Origin of the sequence: Thermus hydrothermalis (assembly GCF_022760925.1) — a bacterium.
GTDB classification, from domain to species: domain Bacteria; phylum Deinococcota; class Deinococci; order Deinococcales; family Thermaceae; genus Thermus; species Thermus hydrothermalis.
Window position 1 is genome coordinate 30890 of the sequence record NZ_JAKTNT010000003.1, and the last position, 16820, is coordinate 47709.

The 16820-nt window shown below is 67.8% G+C and carries 22 protein-coding genes and 1 tRNA gene; 16 read left to right on the top strand and 7 right to left on the bottom strand.

Annotated elements, in window-relative coordinates:
• Positions 1–20: 20 nt before the first annotated feature.
• The 3 genes from L0C60_RS02475 to L0C60_RS02485 are packed head-to-tail and all read left to right on the top strand — an operon-like array spanning position 21 to position 1175.
• A complete protein-coding gene (locus L0C60_RS02475; protein ID WP_243092472.1) occupies positions 21–221 on the top strand; it encodes a hypothetical protein in 201 nt (66 codons plus the stop codon).
• Positions 187–906, top strand: coding sequence for a transglycosylase SLT domain-containing protein (locus L0C60_RS02480; RefSeq protein ID WP_243092473.1), 720 nt, complete (start codon positions 187–189; stop codon positions 904–906). Before L0C60_RS02475 ends, L0C60_RS02480 begins: the two co-directional genes overlap by 35 nt.
• Positions 903–1175, top strand: coding sequence for a hypothetical protein (locus L0C60_RS02485; protein ID WP_243092474.1), 273 nt, complete (start codon positions 903–905; stop codon positions 1173–1175). The genes L0C60_RS02480 and L0C60_RS02485 overlap by 4 nt, the downstream gene beginning before the upstream one ends.
• A gap of 67 nt (positions 1176–1242) precedes the next feature.
• On the opposite strand, the gene L0C60_RS02490 is transcribed toward L0C60_RS02485, so the two are convergent.
• Positions 1243–1319 (bottom strand) — tRNA-Ile (locus L0C60_RS02490).
• 324 nt (positions 1320–1643) lie between these two features.
• Between L0C60_RS02490 and L0C60_RS02495 the strand changes: the two genes are divergently transcribed.
• On the top strand, positions 1644–2207 hold the full coding sequence (locus tag L0C60_RS02495) for a cob(I)yrinic acid a,c-diamide adenosyltransferase (protein ID WP_234507489.1): 564 nt from the start codon (positions 1644–1646) through the stop codon (positions 2205–2207).
• Here the strand turns inward: L0C60_RS02495 and L0C60_RS02500 are convergent.
• The gene (locus L0C60_RS02500; RefSeq protein WP_234507488.1) at positions 2204–2488 is read right to left on the bottom strand and encodes a hypothetical protein; all 285 of its coding nucleotides are present in this window, start codon (positions 2486–2488) and stop codon (positions 2204–2206) included. The genes L0C60_RS02495 and L0C60_RS02500 overlap by 4 nt on opposite strands.
• Before the next feature lie 54 nt (positions 2489–2542).
• Between L0C60_RS02500 and L0C60_RS02505 the strand changes: the two genes are divergently transcribed.
• Genes L0C60_RS02505 through L0C60_RS02545 form a run of 9 tightly spaced genes read left to right on the top strand, consistent with a single transcriptional unit; the run spans position 2543 to position 9470 of the window.
• A complete protein-coding gene (locus L0C60_RS02505) occupies positions 2543–3262 on the top strand; it encodes an ATP-binding cassette domain-containing protein (RefSeq protein WP_234507486.1) in 720 nt (239 codons plus the stop codon).
• Positions 3259–4437 carry an ABC transporter permease gene (locus L0C60_RS02510; RefSeq protein ID WP_234507484.1) on the top strand — a complete coding sequence of 393 codons (1179 nt, stop codon included), beginning with the start codon at positions 3259–3261 and terminating at the stop codon, positions 4435–4437. Before L0C60_RS02505 ends, L0C60_RS02510 begins: the two co-directional genes overlap by 4 nt.
• Positions 4438–4449: 12 nt before the next feature.
• The gene (locus tag L0C60_RS02515; protein ID WP_234507482.1) at positions 4450–5313 is read left to right on the top strand and encodes an SPFH domain-containing protein; all 864 of its coding nucleotides are present in this window, start codon (positions 4450–4452) and stop codon (positions 5311–5313) included.
• A 9-nt stretch (positions 5314–5322) separates the two neighbouring features.
• The gene (locus tag L0C60_RS02520) at positions 5323–5508 is read left to right on the top strand and encodes a type II toxin-antitoxin system antitoxin (RefSeq protein ID WP_234507480.1); all 186 of its coding nucleotides are present in this window, start codon (positions 5323–5325) and stop codon (positions 5506–5508) included.
• Positions 5480–5980 carry a hypothetical protein gene (locus tag L0C60_RS02525; RefSeq protein ID WP_234507478.1) on the top strand — a complete coding sequence of 167 codons (501 nt, stop codon included), beginning with the start codon at positions 5480–5482 and terminating at the stop codon, positions 5978–5980. The genes L0C60_RS02520 and L0C60_RS02525 overlap by 29 nt, the downstream gene beginning before the upstream one ends.
• On the top strand, positions 5977–6738 hold the full coding sequence (locus L0C60_RS02530) for a CPBP family intramembrane glutamic endopeptidase (RefSeq protein ID WP_234507476.1): 762 nt from the start codon (positions 5977–5979) through the stop codon (positions 6736–6738). Before L0C60_RS02525 ends, L0C60_RS02530 begins: the two co-directional genes overlap by 4 nt.
• An 8-nt stretch (positions 6739–6746) precedes the next feature.
• Positions 6747–7568, top strand: coding sequence for an RNase adapter RapZ (gene rapZ, locus L0C60_RS02535; RefSeq protein ID WP_234507475.1), 822 nt, complete (start codon positions 6747–6749; stop codon positions 7566–7568).
• Positions 7549–8763, top strand: coding sequence for a gluconeogenesis factor YvcK family protein (locus L0C60_RS02540; protein ID WP_234507473.1), 1215 nt, complete (start codon positions 7549–7551; stop codon positions 8761–8763). The genes rapZ and L0C60_RS02540 overlap by 20 nt, the downstream gene beginning before the upstream one ends.
• A gap of 8 nt (positions 8764–8771) precedes the next feature.
• The gene (locus L0C60_RS02545) at positions 8772–9470 is read left to right on the top strand and encodes a glucodextranase DOMON-like domain-containing protein (protein ID WP_234507472.1); all 699 of its coding nucleotides are present in this window, start codon (positions 8772–8774) and stop codon (positions 9468–9470) included.
• On the opposite strand, the gene L0C60_RS02550 is transcribed toward L0C60_RS02545, so the two are convergent.
• The 3 genes from L0C60_RS02550 to L0C60_RS02560 are packed head-to-tail and all read right to left on the bottom strand — an operon-like array spanning position 9467 to position 12962.
• Positions 9467–9787: a DUF3208 family protein gene (locus L0C60_RS02550; RefSeq protein WP_234507470.1), complete on the bottom strand. Its 321-nt coding sequence runs from the start codon at positions 9785–9787 to the stop codon at positions 9467–9469. The genes L0C60_RS02545 and L0C60_RS02550 overlap by 4 nt on opposite strands.
• Positions 9788–9790: 3 nt before the next feature.
• Positions 9791–10843: an alanine racemase gene (gene alr / locus L0C60_RS02555; protein WP_234507467.1), complete on the bottom strand. Its 1053-nt coding sequence runs from the start codon at positions 10841–10843 to the stop codon at positions 9791–9793.
• 1 nt (position 10844) lies between these two features.
• Complete coding sequence (locus tag L0C60_RS02560) at positions 10845–12962, bottom strand: primosomal protein N' family DNA-binding protein (RefSeq protein ID WP_234507465.1); 2118 nt, start codon at positions 12960–12962, stop codon at positions 10845–10847.
• A gap of 20 nt (positions 12963–12982) precedes the next feature.
• Between L0C60_RS02560 and L0C60_RS02565 the strand changes: the two genes are divergently transcribed.
• Complete coding sequence (locus L0C60_RS02565) at positions 12983–14032, top strand: MFS transporter (protein WP_234507462.1); 1050 nt, start codon at positions 12983–12985, stop codon at positions 14030–14032.
• Positions 14033–14075: 43 nt separating this feature from the next.
• Here the strand turns inward: L0C60_RS02565 and der are convergent, their stop codons facing one another.
• Entirely contained in the window at positions 14076–15374 is a 1299-nt protein-coding gene (der, locus tag L0C60_RS02570; protein ID WP_234507460.1) for a ribosome biogenesis GTPase Der, read from the bottom strand.
• Between the two features lie 76 nt (positions 15375–15450).
• On the opposite strand from der, the gene L0C60_RS02575 reads away from it, so the two are divergent.
• Both L0C60_RS02575 and L0C60_RS02580 read left to right on the top strand, forming a co-directional pair.
• A complete protein-coding gene (locus L0C60_RS02575; RefSeq protein ID WP_234507458.1) occupies positions 15451–16011 on the top strand; it encodes a lysophospholipid acyltransferase family protein in 561 nt (186 codons plus the stop codon).
• A 41-nt stretch (positions 16012–16052) separates the two neighbouring features.
• Positions 16053–16418, top strand: coding sequence for a DUF4870 domain-containing protein (locus L0C60_RS02580; RefSeq protein ID WP_234507456.1), 366 nt, complete (start codon positions 16053–16055; stop codon positions 16416–16418).
• On the opposite strand, the gene L0C60_RS02585 is transcribed toward L0C60_RS02580, so the two are convergent.
• Positions 16396–16773, bottom strand: a complete 378-nt coding sequence (locus tag L0C60_RS02585; protein ID WP_234507454.1) for a 4'-phosphopantetheinyl transferase superfamily protein — start codon at positions 16771–16773, stop codon at positions 16396–16398. The two genes, L0C60_RS02580 and L0C60_RS02585, sit on opposite strands and share 23 nt — an antisense overlap.
• Positions 16774–16820: the final 47 nt, after the last annotated feature.

Genomic DNA, 16820 nt, shown 5'->3' on the forward strand with positions numbered 1-16820 from the left:
CGCAGGGCGTACCCCTGTTGGTGGCAGGCATCTTCCCCCTGGCCCGGCGTGATTTTCGCCACGTGCCCGGAGGCGAGATAAGGGGCGCGGTTGCCCGGTATGGGGACATCCACGCCTTCGCCTGGTACGTGGGGGGCGGCTATTTGACCTTGAACCGGGGGCGGCGGCTCAGGACTCGGAGCCATCATGGGGCGGAAGACGGCAGGAAACGGCAGGGGTAGCTGGGTCCTGTGGGCCCTCGGGGCCCTCGGGGTCCTGGCCCTGGCGCGGGCCGGGGCGGGCCCGGCGCGCGGTGGGGGTGGGGGAACCCCTGGCCCTGGAAGCGCCTGCCCTTATCCTCCCCCCGGGCCCCCGCCCTTGGACAAGGACCGGTGGGCTTTGGTTGATCGGATTTATGCCCGCATCCTGGAGGTCAACCCCGCCCTGGCCCGGCAGTCCTGCGGGGACTGCGGGGGGCGTACCCTGGCCCAAATCGTGGCCGGGGCCCTGGCCCAGGCCGAAGGGATGGGGGTGCCCCCTGATTTGGTAACCGCCTTAGCCCGGCGGGAGTCCTCCTTCAACCCCCTCGTAGATCGGGTGCAGCACTCCCTGCAGATCAGCAACAACGGGGCCACCTGCGCCTCGGGGTCCGAGATCGGGCCCCTGCAAACTAAGCCGTGCGCGATGCGGCAAGTAGGCATGGACCCCACCCTCCTCCTCAACATGCCCACCCCGGCCCGGGTGCAGTACGCCACGGCGGCGGGGATCCGCTATCTGGCTTGGCTCAAAGGGCAGTTTCCCACGTGGTGCGATGTGCTCCACGCCTACAACCGGGGGCCTTCCGCCTACCGCCAAGGCCAGCGCAATGACGCCTATGTGAACCAGATCCTGGCCTGGGCGTCCCAATACTCCGAGTTGAGAGTATGAGGCAGCTTCCTTGGGGCATCCTCCTCATGTTTGCGACTCTGGGGCTGGCCTTCGCCCTGGCCGGCCTGTCCTGGTGGCTCCTCTTTTTGGTGGGGCTTGCGGCCTGGTTGGCCGTGGTGGAGTATTTGGCCGTGCGGCGCACGGGCCTCACCATCTCGGGGCAGTTTCTGGCGTGGGCGAAGCGGCACCCCTGGGCGGCCGGGGCCATGGCGGCCCTCCTCGGGGCGGCGGTGGGTTACCTCATCTACCACCTGGTGACCGGCTATTAGGTGTCGTGTAGGTGTCAAAGGTCAATCCCCCGGGCCTCGCCACCCGGGGGATTGACCTTTCTCATCGTGGTGGGCGATGGTGGACTTGAACCACCGACCTCACGCTTATCAGGCGTGCGCTCTGACCAGCTGAGCTAATCGCCCCCGCACGCAAGCTCTAGGATAGCGCAAGGGGCTTGGAGGTTCAAGACCTGTTGTGGGCCAATCCCTCCAGGTACATTTTTGCCAAGAGCCTATAGGGGTTTTTAAGTACCGAAGGGAGCGGCGGTAGCGGCTGTAGCGCCTCTGATGAGGTTGCCTTGCGCGTAACTTCCAAACACCCTAAAGGGGTAGGGTTGGGCCACGGGTTTCGCGCGGCCCCTAAGGATTGGGTACCGTGAGGCCCGAACCTGAGCGGCGAAGCCGCAAGCCTCCACCCAAGGAGAGATCCCGCCCCTCTTTTGAAGCCGAAGCCCTACAATGGAATCCGTGAAGATCTACACCAAAACCGGGGATGCGGGGGAAACTGGCCTCTACGGGGCCGAACGGGTGGTGAAGGCCCACCCCCGGGTGGAGGCCTACGGCACCGTGGACGAGGCCAACTCCGCCATCGGCCTGGCCCGGAGCCTTCTCCCAAAGGAGCACCTGGACCTCCAGGACCTTCTGGAACAGGTGCAAAACGCCCTCTTTGATCTGGGGGCGGACCTGGCCACCCGTATGGGTAGTCCCTACGAAAAAAACATCGCCCGCATGGACGCAGAGGACGTGGAGGCCCTGGAAAAGGCCATTGACCGCTACATGGAGGAAAGCCCTCCCTTCACGGGCTTCATCCTGCCCGGCGGGCACCCGGCGGCGGCGGCCTTGCACCTGGCCCGCACCGTGGTGCGCCGGGCGGAGCGCAAGGTGGTGGCCTTGAGCCGGGAGGAGCCCGTGAACCCCGAGGCCATCCGCTACCTGAACCGGCTTTCCGACCTCCTCTTTGTCCTGGCCCGGGTGGTGAACGCCCGCACGGGGGTGCAGGAAGAGGCCTGGCTCGTCAAGAGGCGGCGCTAGGGCCAGGGCTTGCCGTAGACCCGCACCTCAGCCCCGGGGAAGGCGGTCTGGAGAAGCTCTTTTAGGAAGGAGGCGGCGGAGGGCAGAAGTCCTCCGCAAGGGCCCTCCATGTAAAGGAAGAGGTAACGGGGGCGCCTGGGGGACTGGGAGAAGCCCAGGCAGCCCTCGTACTCGGGGAAGTACTCATAGAAAAGCTCCAAGAGGTCCTGGACCAGGTCCTTGGCCTCGGGCAAGGCCTCTATGGAGCTCTGGGGCTTCACCCAGAAGGTCATGGCCTTCATCCTCCTCCCATTATGGCGTTGACAGGGCGCGGAGGTGTGATATCATCTTGCTATATGATTGAAGTCCTTCAGTTGACCAAGGCCTACCGCGCCCACCGGGCGGTGGAGGACCTCTCCTTCCGGGTAAACCCAGGGGAGGTCTACGCCCTCCTCGGCCCCAACGGGGCGGGCAAGACCACCACCCTGCGGGTTTTGGCCACCTTGGTGAAGCCCACGGCGGGCACGGCCCGGGTGGCGGGGTTTGACGTGGGGCGGGAGCCCCTTGCCGTGAGGCAAAGGCTTGGGCTTGTGAACGGGGGCATGCGCGTCTATGACCGCCTCACTGGGCGGGAGGTTCTGGCCTTTTTCGCCGGTTTTTACGGCCTCGAGGGCCCCGCCTTCCGCAAGGCCCTGGATTGGGTGGCGGGGCTTTTGGGGATGGAGGAAGCCCTGGACAAGAAGGTGATGGAGATGTCCACGGGCATGCAGCAGAAGGTGGTGATCGCCCGGGCCATCCTGCACCGCCCCCCGGTCCTCCTCCTGGACGAGGCCACGGCGGGGCTAGACATCTTCGCCCGGCGGGCCCTTTTGGACTTCGTCAAGGCCTACCGGGACCTGGGGAACACCTTGGTCTACTCCACCCACGTGATGGCCGAGGCGGAAGAGGTGGCGGACCGGGTGGGCTTCTTGCACCGGGGCCGCCTGGTCTATGAGGGCACCAAGGCCGAGGCCCTGGCCCTGGGCGAGGGGAGCCTGGAGCGGGCCTTCATCCGGGTGGTGAAGGAGGCGGCATGAAGGGGATTTACCGCATTCTCTGGAAGGAGCTCGTCCAGGTCTTTCGTGACCGAAAGCTCGTCTTTTCCACCTTGGTCCTGCCCGTGCTCCTCATGCCCGTCTTCATGTTCGGGCCGAGCCTGGTGCTAGAGCGCCTCATGAAGGGAGCGGCGGAAAAGCGGCAGGAGATAGCGGTGGCCGGCCTTCCGGAAGAGGCGCTTTCGGCCCTCCGCCAGGCCAACCTGGCCCCGGTGGCCGTGGCGGACCCGGAAGGGGCGGTGCGGGAGGGGAAGTACCCCGCCGGGGTCCTTTACCGGGAGGGCGTCTATCGGGTCTACGCCCGGCTATCCGGGGGGCTCACGGAGGGGCAGGTGGTGGCGGGCAAGGTGCAAAGCGCCCTAGCGGCCCTCAAGGAGGCCAAGGTGGCCGAGGCCCTGGCGAGGCGGGGGGTTCCCTTAGAGGTTCTCCAACCCTTTAGGGTGGAGCTTCTGGACGCCTCCCCCGAGCGGGAAAAGGCCGGGGGGCTTTTGGGCTTCCTCCTCCCCTTCTTCCTGGTGGTCTTCGTCCTTTCCGGCGGGCAGGTGGTGGCGGTGGACGCCACCGCCGGGGAGAAGGAGAAGGGCACCCTCGAGGCCCTCCTCATGGCCCCCGCACCCCTTTGGCAGATCGCCTTGGGCAAAACCCTGGCCACGGTGGTCATGGCCCTGCTCTCTGGGGTGGCGGGGCTTTTGGGCCTGGCCTTGGGCGGGGCCCTGGCCGCCCGCTATGGCGGGGGTGTCCTCACGGAAACGGGCCAGGTGGTGGACCTGGGGGGGCGGGTGGCTTTGGACGGGGCAAGCTTTTTGGCCCTCTTCCTTTCCGCCCTCCTCCTCGCCCTCTTCATGGGGGCGGTGATGGTGGGCCTGGGGCTTTACGCCCGGAGCTACAAGGAGGCGCAGAGCTACCTGGCCCCCTTGCAGCTTATCGCCCTTTTACCCCTTCTCTTCCTCCAGTTTAGGGGCTTCTTGGAGCTGGAAACCTGGTACCACCTGCTTCCCCTTTTCAACGTGGCCCTCCTCATGGACGCCCTCCTCAAGGGAACGGCCACCTGGGGGCAGGCCGCCCTCACCTGGACCTCCACCTTGGCCTACGCCGCCTTGGCCCTGGGCTTTTCCGTGCGGGTCTTCGCCCGGGAAGAGGTGGTGTTCAGGAACTAGAAAGGAGCAAGCATGCGCGAGGTGAAAGAGTTTTCGGCGTGGCGGGTTAGCGGCTTCTTGGGCCTTTTCCTCCTCCTCTTGGCCCTTCTATGGCTCGGGTGGGCGGGGTACGGCTGGGTGAGCGAAAGGGAGCCCGCTTACCTCTGGCACCTCCTTCCCGCCCTTCTTGCCAGCGGCCTCCTCGCCATGGGCCTCTTCACCCTCCAGCCCAACGAGGGGGCGGTCTTGGTCTTCCTGGGCCGCTACGTGGGGAGCGTGCGGGAAGAGGGCTTCCACTTCGCCAACCCCTTGGCCAAGCGGCAACGGGTTTCCCTAAGGGTCCACAACTTCATCTCGGACCGGCTCAAGGTGAACGACGCCCAGGGCAACCCCATTGAGATCGCCGCCGTGGTGGTCTGGCGGGTGGTGGACACGGCCAAGGCCCTCTTCCAGGTGGAGAACTACGAGGCCTTTGTGGCCATCCAAGCCGAGGCGGCCATCCGGGCCCTGGCGAGCCGCTACCCCTACGACGCCGAGGGCCGCTCCCTTAGGGGTAACCCCGAGGAGGTGGCCGAGGAGCTCAAGGCCGAGGTGGAGGAGCGCTTGAGGGTGGCGGGGGTAGAGGTCTTAGAGGCCCGGCTCACCCACCTGGCCTACGCCCCCGAGGTGGCCCAGGCCATGCTGAGGCGGCAGCAGGCCCTGGCGGTGGTTGCGGCGCGGAAGCTCATCGTGGAAGCGGCGGTGGGGATGGTCAAGGAGGCCTTGGCGGGCCTCGAGGCCCAGGGCCTCGCCCTGGACGAGGAAAGGCGGGCGGCCATGGCCAACAACCTCATGGTGGCCCTGGTGGCCGAGGCCCAGGCCCAGCCCGTGGTGAACGTGGGCACCTTGTACGCTTGAAGGAGCGGGGTGAGGGAGGAGAAGAAGCGGTTTTTGTTGCGCCTGGACCCAAGGCTCTACCGGGTCCTGGAGAAGTGGGCCCAGGACGAGCTTAGGAGCGTGAACGCCCAGATAGAGTATCTCCTGAAGGAGGCGGCCAGGCGGGCGGGCAGGTGGAAGGATGAGGATGGAGCCGAAACGGGAAGGGAACCCTAGGCGGTTTTTCCTCGGGCTTTTGGCCTTGGCCCTCCTCCTCCACGCCCTGGCCCTCTTCCTCATGGCCCAAGAGGACCCGGAGGGCCTGCCCCTTTTGGCGGCGCTCCTCCTTTTAGAGTTTTCCCTGACGGCGGCCCTCCTCTATGCGGTTTCCCGCCTTCCGGAACGCTTGTACTACGAGCTAGACGGGAACACGCTCACGGTGCACCTCCCCTTTGGACGGCGGGTGGTCCACCGGGCCCAGGTGGAGGCGGTGCGCCCCTTGGCCTACGCCCTCCCCTGGTGGGCCTGGAAGGGAGAAGCGGCCATGCCCGGCTACCACCGGAGGAGGCTCCGCCTGGAGGGGCGCCCGGTGGAGGCCCTGGTGGGGGCGAGGCGGGGGGAAGGGGTCCTCCTCCTCCTGAAGGACGGGAAAGGGCTTTTGCTAAACCCCTTGGACCCCACGCCCCTCCTTTCCTGGAAGGCGCCATGAAGGCCCTCTACTGGACCTACGGGCTTTCCTGGGGGCTTTTCCTCGCCTACTACCTCCTTGGGGGTAGGTGGGGGCCTTCTTGGGAAAAGGCCCTCTTCGGCCTTCTCTATATGTGGGTCCCCGGACTGGTGGCCCTTTGCTTCGCCCGAAGGGAAGGCCTGAGGCTTCCCCTCTCCCTGAGGCCCAACCGGTACTGGCTTTTCGCCTGGCTTTTCCCCGTGGGCCTCACCCTCCTCTCCCTCCCCCTAAGCCTTCCCTTCGGGGCCTGGCGGGGCCTGGGAAGCCTAGCCCCAGGGCTTCCCGAAGGGGCCCTCTGGGCCATGGCCCTCCTCCAAGGGCTCTTGGCCGGGGCCACGGTGAACCTCCTCGCCGCCTTGGGGGAGGAGCTCTTTTGGCGGGGCTACCTTTGGGAAAGGCTCCGGGAGCGGGGCTTTTGGCCGGCCACGCTGGAAATCGGCTTCTACTGGGGGCTTTGGCACGCTCCCCTCGTCCTCGCCGGGCACAACTACCCCAAGGAGCCCCTCCTGGGCGTGCCCGCCATGATCCTCTTCGCCCTCCTCCTCACCCCCGCCCTCCTCTGGGTGCGGGAAAAGGGGGGCCTCTTGGCGGCGGCCCTCCTCCACGGCACGCTCAACGCCGTGGCGGGGCTTTCCTTGGTGGCGGTGGAGAGGACGCACGACCTCCTCATCGGGGTGGTGGGGCTCCCGGGGTTCTTTCTCATGGCCCTCTTCAACCTCTGGCTCCGGAGGCGGGTATAGTCAGGGGGATGCGCTTCCTGGTGCTCACGGGGCTTTCTGGGGCGGGGAAGACCACGGCCAAGGGGTTTTTGGAGGACCTCGGCTACTTCATGGTGGACAACCTCCCCCCAAGCCTCTGGAAGCCCCTTCTAGAGGAGCTCGCCGCTAGGGGGATAGAACGGGCCGGGGTGGTGCTGGACGCCCGGGCCCTGCCCTTCTTCGCCGAGTTGGAGGAGGCCTTGGCCGAGCTTAAGCCGGTGGTGGTTTTCCTCGAGGCCCGCCCCGAGGTGCTCCTGAGGCGCTACAACCTCACCCGCCGCCTCCACCCCTTGGGGGCGGGGAACCTCATGCGGGAGATAGAGGAGGAAAGGAAGGCCCTAGGAAGCCTAAGGGCTCAGGCCCACCTGGTCCTGGACACCTCCGAGTTCTCCCCCCGGGCGCTCAAGGAGGCCCTGGTGCGCTTTTTGGGCGAGGAGGCGGGCTTTACCCTGCGCCTCCTCTCCTTCGGCTTTAAATGGGGGCCGCCCCAGGAGGCGGATTTGGTCCTGGACGTGCGCCCCTTCCCCAACCCCCACTACGACCCCATCCTCAAGCCCAAAAGCGGCCTGGACCCCGAGGTGAAGGCTTATGTCTTCCGGGAGGACCTGGAGGCCTATTACCGCGCCCTCCTCACCGTGGCAGGCCTGGCGGCGGAAGGGGCGAAGGCGGAGGGGCGGGCCTTTTACACCGTGGCCGTGGGGTGCACAGGGGGGCGGCACCGGAGCGTGGCGGTGGCGGAGAGGCTAGCGGAGGAGCTTTCGGGCCGCTTTCGCGTGGAGGTGACCCACCGGGATGTGGAGAAGGAGGCTTAGCCCCCCCTCCCTGCGCTGGCTTTACCCGGGGATGCGGGTGAAGCGCTTCGCCCTCCTCGCCCTCCTCGGGGTCTTCCTCTTCGGGCTTGGGCTTTCCGAGCTCCTGCCCTCCTGGGGCCTAGAGGGCCCCTGGCCCTGGGGCCTCCTCCTCGGGGGGCTCTTCCTCGGCGTCCTGGGGGTTTGGGCCATGAACCGGAGCATGCTCTCCGCCTTCACCGAGCCCGAGGAGGTGCCGGAAAGGGTCTACGTGCGCCGCAGGCTGGAACAGGGCCCCAAGGTGGTGGCCTTTGGCGGGGGCACGGGGCTATCCCGCATCCTAAGAGGCCTCAAGGAGCACACCGCCCGCACCACCGCCCTCGTGGCGGTGACGGACGACGGGGGGTCCACGGGACGGCTCCGCCTCTCCTATGGCCTGCCGGCGGTGGGGGACCTGGTGGACTGCCTCGCCGCCCTTTCCGACCACCCCGCCCTCCCCGAGCTCCTCGCCCACCGGTTTGACCGGGGGGAGCTTAGGGGGCACACCTTCGGCAACCTCTTCCTGGTGACCCTCTTTGAGGTGGCGGGGGACTTCGCCGAGGCGGTGCGGGAGGCCAACGCCATCCTGAACCTTAGGGGCCAGGTCCTCCCCGCCACCCCCGAGGCGGTGCGCTTAAGGGCGCGCTTCCAGGACGGGGCGGAGGTGGTGGGGGAGGTGGCCATCCGGGAAAGGCGGGGGCGGATCCGGGAGGTCTTCCTGGAGCCCGAGCCGGAGGAGGCGATGCCGGAGGCCCTCGAGGCCATCGCCCGGGCGGAGCTTTTAGTTTTGGGCCCAGGAAGCCTGTACACGAGCGTCATCCCAAGCTTCCTCCCCAAGCCCCTAAAGAAGGCGGTCCAGGAGGCCAAGGCCCCCCTCGTCTACGTGGTGAACCTCATGACCGAACCCGGGGAAACGGACGGCTACACCGCCTACGAGCACTACAAGGCGGTGGCCTACCACCTGGGGCGGCGGCCCGAGGTGGTCCTGGTGCACACCGCCCCCATCCCGGAGGAGGTCCTAAGGCGCTACGCTGCGGAGGGCCGCTACCCCGTGGCCTTTGACCCGAGGCCCTTCGCCGCCGATGGGGTGCGGGTCCTCACGGGGGACTTCCGGGAAGAGGGCCCCTTGGCCCAACACGACCCCAAAAAGGTGGTGCGGGCCCTCTTAAGCCTGGTATAAAGGTGGGCGTGCTTTTCCTCTACCAAGACCCCTTGGGCGACGACCGGGGCCTTGCCTACCTCTACCCCCGGGCGGCGCTCTTCCAGGAGGCGGGGGAAGGGTATGCGGACCTCCTGGCGGTGGCGGGGGAGGACAGGCAAGGGGAGCTCGTCCTCAAGGTGCGCCTCGCCCGCTACCCCAACCCCCTCGAGGGCCCCCTCGGCTTTAGCCTGGCCACGGTGGTCCTCTGGCTGGATACGGAAGAAGGGGGGGAGGAAACCCTCCTCCCGGGCCTGAACACCCCCCAAGGGGAAGGGTGGGAGGTGGCCTACCTCCTCACGGGCTTCGGGGCGGAAAGGCGCACGCCCAAAGGCGAGCGGGAAGGGGTGCGGGCCTGGCGGGAAGGGGAGTGGGTGGCCTTGAGCGCGGGACTTCCCCCGGGGAAGTACGGCCTTTACGGGGCGGTGGGGCTTTTTGACCCCTTTGCGCCCTGGTACCTGCGGCCCACAAGCCTGGAAGGGGGGGGCTGGACCCTGGCGGCCCCCCCGGGAAGCCCCCCCGTGGTGGACCTCCTGGCGGAAAGGCCCCTGGAGCAGGTGGCGGCCTACCAGACGGGTCTCCTCAAGCCCCTCCGGCCCCAGGGCCTCGCCCTAAGGCGGGAAAGCCTCCTCGCCTTCGGCCTCGGGGGGGTTTCCCTCCTCCTCGCCTTTCTCCTCCGGCGGCGCTAAAGGGGGCGGAGGTCCTCCAGAAGGAGCCACCCCACCCCGGGGGGGAGGGCCTCCAGGTGGGCCGCCAGGGCCTGGGCCGCCTCCTCCGCCAAAGGCTTCAGGGCCTCCGGGGGTTCCTCCGTGAGGAGGAGAAGGGTGAGCTGGTAGAAGCGCTGGGTGTGGGTGGGGGTGCCGTCCTCAAAGAAAGGGGTGGGGGGCGGAACCTCGTCCAGGAGGAGCCTCGCTCCCAGGACCTCCCCCGGGAGGAGGGCCTTCAGGTCCCAGGAGGCCTCCTTGGGGTGCCAGAGGTACCCTTGGAAAAGCCGCACCGCCTGCACAGGCTAATCGTAAAGGTAAACGCGGGGGAGCCTCCGGGAGAGGTGGACCGCCACCTCGTAGGGGATGGTGCCCCGGGCCTCGGCCCAGGCCAGGAGCCCCGTGGGGCCGAAGTCGGCGGAGAGCACCTCAAAGACCGCCTCGAGGCCCACGGGGCTGGGGAGGAGGACCGTGGTCTGGTCCATGGAGATCCGGCCCGCCACGGGGCAGAGGGCCCCGGAGGGCCCCTTGACCCAGGCCACCGCCCCCCGGGGAAGCCCGTCGGCGTAGCCCACGGGCAGGGTGGCGAGCCACTCCCCTCCCCGGGCCACGTACTCCCCCCCGTACCCCACCCGGTCCCCTGCCTTGAGCCGCTTCACCAGGGTGGGCCGGGCGAGGAGGCGGAGGATGGGCCTTAGCCCAAAGCCGGGAACGAGGCCATAGAGGGCGAGCCCCACCCGCACGTTCTCCCCCCCGTGGAGGAGGAGGCCATAGGAGTTCTCCAGGTGGTAGAAGTAGCCCTCCCCAAGGGCCTTTCGCACCTCCTGGAAGCGGCGGCGCTGCACCTCCACGAAGGCCGCATCCTCCCCGGCGGTGGCCAGGTGGCTGTAGACCCCCTCCACCCGGATGCCCAAGGCCTCCACCGCCCTTAGGGCAGGGAGGGCCTCCTCAAAGGGGAAGCCCACCCGGTTCATCCCCGTGTCCACCTTGAGGTGGGCCCTAGGGGTAAGCCCCAAGGCCCTGGCCCGCCCCGCCAGGGCCTCCGCGGCCTCGAGGGTGGAGAGGGTGGGCGTGAGGCCCCACTTTAGGGCCTCCTCCGCCTCCAAGGGGTGGAGGCTTCCCAGGAGGAGGACCTCCCCCTCCACCCCCCCTTCCCGCAAGGCCCGCCCCTCCGCCACCGTGGCCACCGCCACCCGCTTCGCCCCCCTTTCCAAGAGGAAGCGGGCGACGGGCAAGGCCCCGTGGCCGTAGGCGTCCGCCTTGAGGACGGGGATCACCTCCCCCTTGGCCCTTGCGGAAAGGAGGCGCCAGTTGGCCCAAAGAGCCTTTAGGTCCACCTCTATCCAGGCCCTTTCCATCCTAGTCGTCCAAAAGACCCACGAAGCGGTGGGGGTCAGGGTCCAGTTTAAAATGGCGGCGGTCCAGGCGGGCGAGGAGCTCGGAGAGCCTTTCCGTGCTCCCCTTCAAGAGGAGATGGTAGACGTAAAGCCCCTTCACCCGGGGCACGGGGGCCGGGGCGGGGCCCAGGACCTCCCCTTCCCGGGCCACGCCCCTCAGGGCCTCCAAAAGGGCGTAGGCGGCCTCCAAGGCCCGCTCCTCCTTGCGGTGGGCCACCTCCAGCTTCACCATGCGCGTCTTGGGCGGGTAGCCCAGGGCCTCCCGCAGGGCCTTCTCCGCCCAGGGGAAGGCCTCCACGCTCCCCTCCAGGAGGGCTTGGTGGGCGGGGTGGTCCGGGTGGTAGGTCTGGAGGACCAGGAGGGGCCTCCTTCCGGGGCGGAGCTCGGTGAGGGCCCAGAGGAGCCGGTGGTACCGCTCCGCCGCCCGGAAGTCCGCCTCCAGCAAGAACCCTTCGGCGTAGGGCAGGAGGACCAGGGCGAGCTCGGGGAGCACGGGGCCCCGGAGGAGGGCCGTGGTCCCCACCACCACCCCCGGCGCCCCCTGGAGGAGGGGGGCGAGGTCGTCCTTGGCCTCCTTGGCGTAGCGGTAGACCGGTAGGCCAAGCCGCTCCCGCAAGGTCTCCTGGAGCCACTCCAACCCCGGCCCCTTGGGCTCCAAGAGGGTGGAGCCGCAAACCGGGCAGAGGGCGGGCGGGGCCTCCTCGTGGCCGCACTGGTGGCACAAGAGCCTCCCCTTTCCCCCCTTGTGGTAGCGCAAGGGGAGGGCGCAGTTCGTGCAGGTGGGCTTGTAACCGCAGTCGGCGCAGAGGAGGAGGGCGCTATACCCCTTGCGGGGGGCGAGGACCAGGGCCTGCCGCCCCTTCTCCTCCACCTGTTTGAGGAGGGCCCAGGCCCGCCCCACCAGGGGGAAACCCTTCTCCCGCCGCAGGTCCAAAAGGAGAAGCCGCGGCTTGGGCACGGGGAAGGTGAGGCCCGGGCGCTCCAGGACCTCCACCGAGGGCACCAGGGAGAGGTAGGTGAGGGGTATGCCCAAAAGCCTCGCCCGCATCTCCGCCAAGGGGGGCACGAAGGCCCGGGTGCCCGAGGGGAGCTTGTAGCTTTCGCTCCCCTCCTCCACCACCACCAAGGAGCGCGGGGTGAAGGGGAGGAGGAGGCCGGGGTAGGTGGCGAAGATGAGGCCCTTCGGCTCCCGGAAAAGGGCCTCCCGCTCCCAGAGGGGAAGCCCCCCGTGGTAGGGCCTGGCTTCGGGGAAATACGCCAAAAACCTCTCCAAAAGGCTCACCTCGGGGAAAAGGACCAGGTGGTCTCCCTCGGCGAGGAGCCCTTTGAGGAGGCGCACCCGCTCGCCGAACCGCCCCCCGTTCAGCCGGCCAGGCCGCTCGGGGAGGAAAAGGGGCGCCACGGGCCTCCCCTCCCGGGGCGGGGGAGAAGGGGGGGCGTAGCCCATGTACCCCTCCGCCAGAAGCCGCCTCACCCGCCCCACCCCCACCCCCGCTGCCCGGGCCAGGGCGGCGAGGCTTTCCGCCTGGCCGAGGGAGGAGAGCACCTGGAGCACCCGGTTGAGCTCCGGGTCGGGGTGGGCCTCCTTAAGGGGCCTCAAGACCCTCTTCCCCTCCTTGAAGGCCACCTCCTCCTCCAAAAGCCCGGCCTCCCGCAAGGGGTCCAGAAGCTTCGGGTCAAACCCCTTGGCGTCTTGCCAGGAGGTTAGGGCCTCGAGGCCCTTGGGCAAGCGGCTTGGGTCCGCCCCCGGGTAGAGCCGCACCCGGTGGCGCACCTCGGGGAAGGGGGGCAGGAAGTCCGATAGCACCTGGCCCAAAGGGGCGAAGAGGTAGCGGGCGGCCTCCTCCAGGAAAAGGATCTCCTCCGGGCGCAGGTAAGGACCCTCGTCCAGGTAGGCGATGGCGTGGCGCAGGGTGTGGGCGGGCCTTCCTCCTTCTCCCACCACCACCCCAAGCCGCACCTCCCCCCGCCAGGGCACCGCCACCCGCCGCCCCAAGGCCTCCTCCCCCTCGGCGCCCAAGGGGGGCAGGTAGCTCATGGGGGGAAGGGGGAGGGGCAGGGCCACCTCGAGGACCCGCATATGGGCCTAGCATAAGGGGGATGCGCCTGGCCGTCCTCCTCTCCGGCGTGGCCCTCTACAGCGCCCTCTACGCCGTGGTCCCCCTTCTGCCCCTTTTGGAAAGGCTCCACGGCGCCCCCCCAGGGGCGGCGGGACCAGGGATGGGCCTTCCCCTCCTCCTCCTCGTCCTCCTCTCCCCCCTGGTGCCCCGCCTCCCGTGGCCCGCGGGGGCGCTCCTGGGGGGAGGGCTCCTTTTGGTGGGCCTGGGTGGGGCCTTGGGGGCGCTTAGCCCAAGCCTTTCCCTCTGGACCCTCTGCCGCCTCCTCCAGGGGGTGGGAGCGGCCCTGGTGCCCGCCTTGGCCATCGCTTTGGTCCCCGTGCTCTACCCCAAGAGGGCCCTGGAGATGGCGGGGCTTTACATGGCGGGGAACGTCCTTGGGGGAGGGCTTGGCCGGGTCCTGGCGGGGCTTCTGGCGGAGGGGCTTGGGGTGCGGGGGGCGCTTTTCCTCCTTTCCCTGCCCGCCCTCCTCCTCGGCCTCCTCGTCCTCCGGGCCCCCGCCGGCCTTCCCCCCTTGGGAAAGCCCCGGTACGACCTAAAAGCCCTTCCCCTCTACGCCGTGGGGGCCATCCTCCTCTTTCTGAACCTCTTCCTCGCCAACCTCCTCCCCTACCGCCTCCTGGAGTGGGGCTTTGGCCCTGGCCAGGTGGGCCTGGTCTACCTGGCCTACCTCTTCGGCATTCCCGGAAGCGCCCTTTCCGGGGTCCTGGCCCGGCGGTTTGGAGGGGTGGCCACCTTCCGCCTGGCCTTCCTCCTGGTCCTCCTGGGGCTAGCCCTTCTCCTCCTGCCCCCGCCCCTTCTGGTCCTGGGCTTCGTCCTCCAGATGGCCGCCCTCTTCACCGCCCAGAGCCTGGCCTCGGGGGCGGCGGGACGGCGGGGAGCGGGGGTGAGCGGGACCTACGTGGCGAGCTTCTACCTCGGGGGGACCCTGGCGGGCCTCCTTTACCCCTTTTTCCTCCACAGCTTCCCCTTGGCGGTGGGGGTGGGGATGGGCCTGGCGGTTCTGGCCCTCCTCCTCGCCCCGGTGCGCTAAAGCCCAGATGGGTACCGTGGGGTGGAAGGCTTAGGGATTGAGCCTAGGTTTCTTCCCGCCGGCCGCGGAAGATGAGGCGGAAAGGGATTTCTTTAAGCCCCAGGTCCTCGCCGATGCGGTTTTTCAAGTAGTTCTCAAAGGCGCGGGTGACGAACTCGGGGTGGTTCACAAAGAAGACGAAGGTGGGCGGGGCCACTTCCGGCTGGGTGGCGTAGAGGATCTTGAGGGGTTTGCCTTTGAAGTTGGGCATCTGCACCTTGGTGGTCCAGACGCCCACGAAGCGGTTAAGCTCCGCCGTGGGGATGCGGGTGTGGTTGAGCTCGTAAAGGCGCACCGCTTCCCGGAAGATCTTGTCCAAGTTTTGCCGGGTGAAGGCGGAGGTGAAAACCCGGGGCAGGTGCTCTAGGTGGGCGAGCTTTTCCTTGAGTTCCCGGCGGACCTTGGGGGCTTCCTCCTTGGTCACCAGGTCCCACTTGGTGATGACCAGGAGGGTGGGCTTCCCCTTTTCCATGGCGTGGTTGGCGAGCTTTAGTTCCCGGTCCCCCACCTGGAAGGGGTCAATCACCAGGAGGACCACGTCCGCCTCCTCAATGGCCCTTAGGCTCCGCTTGATGGCCAGTTCTTCCACCAGGCTTTCCGGGCGCTTGCGGATGCCGGCGGTGTCCACCAGGATGAAGCGGTTGCCGCCAAAGAAGAACTCCACGTCTATGGCGTCCCGAGTGGTGCCGGGCTCCTCGGAAACGATGACCCGCTCCTCGCCGAGGATGGCGTTGAGGAGGCTACTTTTGCCGGCGTTGGGGCGGCCCACGATGGCCAAGCGGATGGCCGCCACCTCGGGCTCGGTGTCTATCTGCTTGACCGGGAGTTTCTGCCAGATGGCCTCCAGGAGGTCGTCCAGGCCCCGGGCGTGTTCGCTGGAGGTGGGGATGGGGTCGCCGAAGCCCAGGGCGTAAAGGGGGCCCAGGTAGGCCTCGTGCTTGGGGTCGTCCACCTTGGTGGCCACCAGGATCACGGGCTTGCCTTTCTTGCGCAGGTACTCCGCCACCTCGTGGTCCGCCGAGGTTAGCTCGGCGCGGCCGTCCACGGCGAAGAGGACCACCTCGGCGTCCTCTAGGGCCTTGTCCACCTTTTCCTGAATTTTCTTCTCCCACCGGTCGCCCGACCATAGCCCCCCGGTGTCCACCAAGAGGAAGCGCCCCTTTTCCGTTTCCACCACGCCTTCTTTCAGGTCGCGGGTGACCCCGGGCACATCGGCCACCACCGCACTCCGCTTGCCCAGGAGGCGGTTGAAAAGGCTGGATTTGCCCACGTTGGGCCGGCCTACAATGACGACTTTGTGCATCTTTACCCCACGAAAGAAGGGTGGGAAGCCCCACCCCGCCTTCTTCCAGTTTACCACAGGGGGTATACTCTTTGGGATGCGAAGGTTAGCAGGTTGGGTGCTCCGGCTTCTCGGATGGCGTTACCACATGCCCCCGCCCCCAGGGGGGAGCTACGTGCTCATTGGGGCGCCGCACACCTCCAACTGGGATTTCTTCATCGGAATCCTGGCCCTTTGGGCCTTGGGGATTCGGGCCCGGTGGCTCGGCAAGAAGGAGCTTTTCCGGCCCCCCTTGGGATGGCTTTTGCGTTTTCTAGGGGGGATACCCGTGGACCGCTCTAGGCGGAGCAACCTGGTGGACCAGGTGGCGGAGATCCTAAAGCGGGAAAACCTGGCCATTCTCATCACTCCTGAGGGCACCCGGGGGAAGGCCCCCTACTGGCGCACGGGCTTTTATTACATGGCCCTGAAGGCGGGGGTGCCCATTGCCCTTGGGTATGCCGATTTCCGCAAGAAGGAGGTGGGGATCGGTGGGTACCTTTACCCCACGGGGGACTTAAAGCGGGACTTCGCCGAGATCCGGGCTTTTTACCAGGACAAGGTGGGCCTGAGGCCGGAGAAACAGGGGCCCATCCGTATCCGGGAAGAGGCGGAATAACAGGGACTTGCTTTCTATAGGGGTGGCCTTAGAATGGGCGCATGGAACAACCCACCCCTGTTTCGGATACGGAGCGGACTTGGGCGGCGGTGGCTCACCTGGCGCCTTTGGTGGGGTACTTTGTCCTCATCGGCCAGATCTTGGTACCCTTGGCCATCCTCCTTTGGGGGCCCCAAACCGCTTTTGTGCAGGCCCACGCCAAGGAGGCCTTAAACGGCCAGATTAGCTACACCCTGTATGGCGTTGCCTTGGTTCTGCTAGCCATTACGGTGGTTGGCTTGATCTTGGCCGTGCCGCTGGGCCTGGCGCTCGTGGTGGTGGCCTTATGGAACATGGTCCAGGGGGCCTTGGCGGCTGGACGAGGAGAGATGTACCGCTATGCCCTTATTCTGCGGTTGGTACCTTGAGCTCCAGGATGACCACCGCCAAGGCCATGCCCCGCTCGTGGCTTAGGGTGAGGTGGGCGCGGAGGCCTTCTTTTTGGAGTTCGGCCTCGAGGCCCGGGGCAAACCGGAGGACGGGCCGCCTGCCCTCGAGGCCCACCCAGACCTCCCGCCAGGAAAGGGGCCTGGGCCAACACTTCTGAAAGGCCTCCTTGGCGGCCAAGCGGGCGGCGAGGCTTGGGGTGGGGTCTTGGCGGGCGAGGGCGTAGGCGAGCTCCTCCTCGGTGAAAAGCCGCTTCAGGGCCCTTTCCCCGTGGCGGTCAAGGAGCCTCCGCACCCGCGCGATCTCCACCAGGTCGGCGCCCACGGCCCGGATCACGGGACCAGTCTACGGCCTTGAGGGGAGGGGCTTGCCCATGCTAGGGT

Excerpts from the sequence above, each read along its gene's own strand:
- L0C60_RS02530 (WP_234507476.1), top strand. The coding sequence starts at position 5,977 with ATGAAGGCCCTCTACTGGACCTACGGGCTTTCCTGGGGGCTTTTCCTC.
- rapZ (WP_234507475.1), top strand. The coding sequence starts at position 6,747 with ATGCGCTTCCTGGTGCTCACGGGGCTTTCTGGGGCGGGGAAGACCACG.
- der (WP_234507460.1), bottom strand. The coding sequence starts at position 15,374 with ATGCACAAAGTCGTCATTGTAGGCCGGCCCAACGTGGGCAAATCCAGC.
- L0C60_RS02575 (WP_234507458.1), top strand. The coding sequence starts at position 15,451 with ATGCGAAGGTTAGCAGGTTGGGTGCTCCGGCTTCTCGGATGGCGTTAC.
- L0C60_RS02525 (WP_234507478.1), top strand. The coding sequence starts at position 5,480 with ATGGAGCCGAAACGGGAAGGGAACCCTAGGCGGTTTTTCCTCGGGCTT.
- L0C60_RS02485 (WP_243092474.1), top strand. The coding sequence starts at position 903 with ATGAGGCAGCTTCCTTGGGGCATCCTCCTCATGTTTGCGACTCTGGGG.
- L0C60_RS02510 (WP_234507484.1), top strand. The coding sequence starts at position 3,259 with ATGAAGGGGATTTACCGCATTCTCTGGAAGGAGCTCGTCCAGGTCTTT.
- L0C60_RS02540 (WP_234507473.1), top strand. The coding sequence starts at position 7,549 with ATGTGGAGAAGGAGGCTTAGCCCCCCCTCCCTGCGCTGGCTTTACCCG.
- L0C60_RS02560 (WP_234507465.1), bottom strand. The coding sequence starts at position 12,962 with ATGCGGGTCCTCGAGGTGGCCCTGCCCCTCCCCCTTCCCCCCATGAGC.
- L0C60_RS02500 (WP_234507488.1), bottom strand. The coding sequence starts at position 2,488 with ATGAAGGCCATGACCTTCTGGGTGAAGCCCCAGAGCTCCATAGAGGCC.
- L0C60_RS02580 (WP_234507456.1), top strand. The coding sequence starts at position 16,053 with ATGGAACAACCCACCCCTGTTTCGGATACGGAGCGGACTTGGGCGGCG.
- alr (WP_234507467.1), bottom strand. The coding sequence starts at position 10,843 with ATGGAAAGGGCCTGGATAGAGGTGGACCTAAAGGCTCTTTGGGCCAAC.
- L0C60_RS02480 (WP_243092473.1), top strand. The coding sequence starts at position 187 with ATGGGGCGGAAGACGGCAGGAAACGGCAGGGGTAGCTGGGTCCTGTGG.
- L0C60_RS02515 (WP_234507482.1), top strand. The coding sequence starts at position 4,450 with ATGCGCGAGGTGAAAGAGTTTTCGGCGTGGCGGGTTAGCGGCTTCTTG.
- L0C60_RS02505 (WP_234507486.1), top strand. The coding sequence starts at position 2,543 with ATGATTGAAGTCCTTCAGTTGACCAAGGCCTACCGCGCCCACCGGGCG.
- L0C60_RS02565 (WP_234507462.1), top strand. The coding sequence starts at position 12,983 with ATGCGCCTGGCCGTCCTCCTCTCCGGCGTGGCCCTCTACAGCGCCCTC.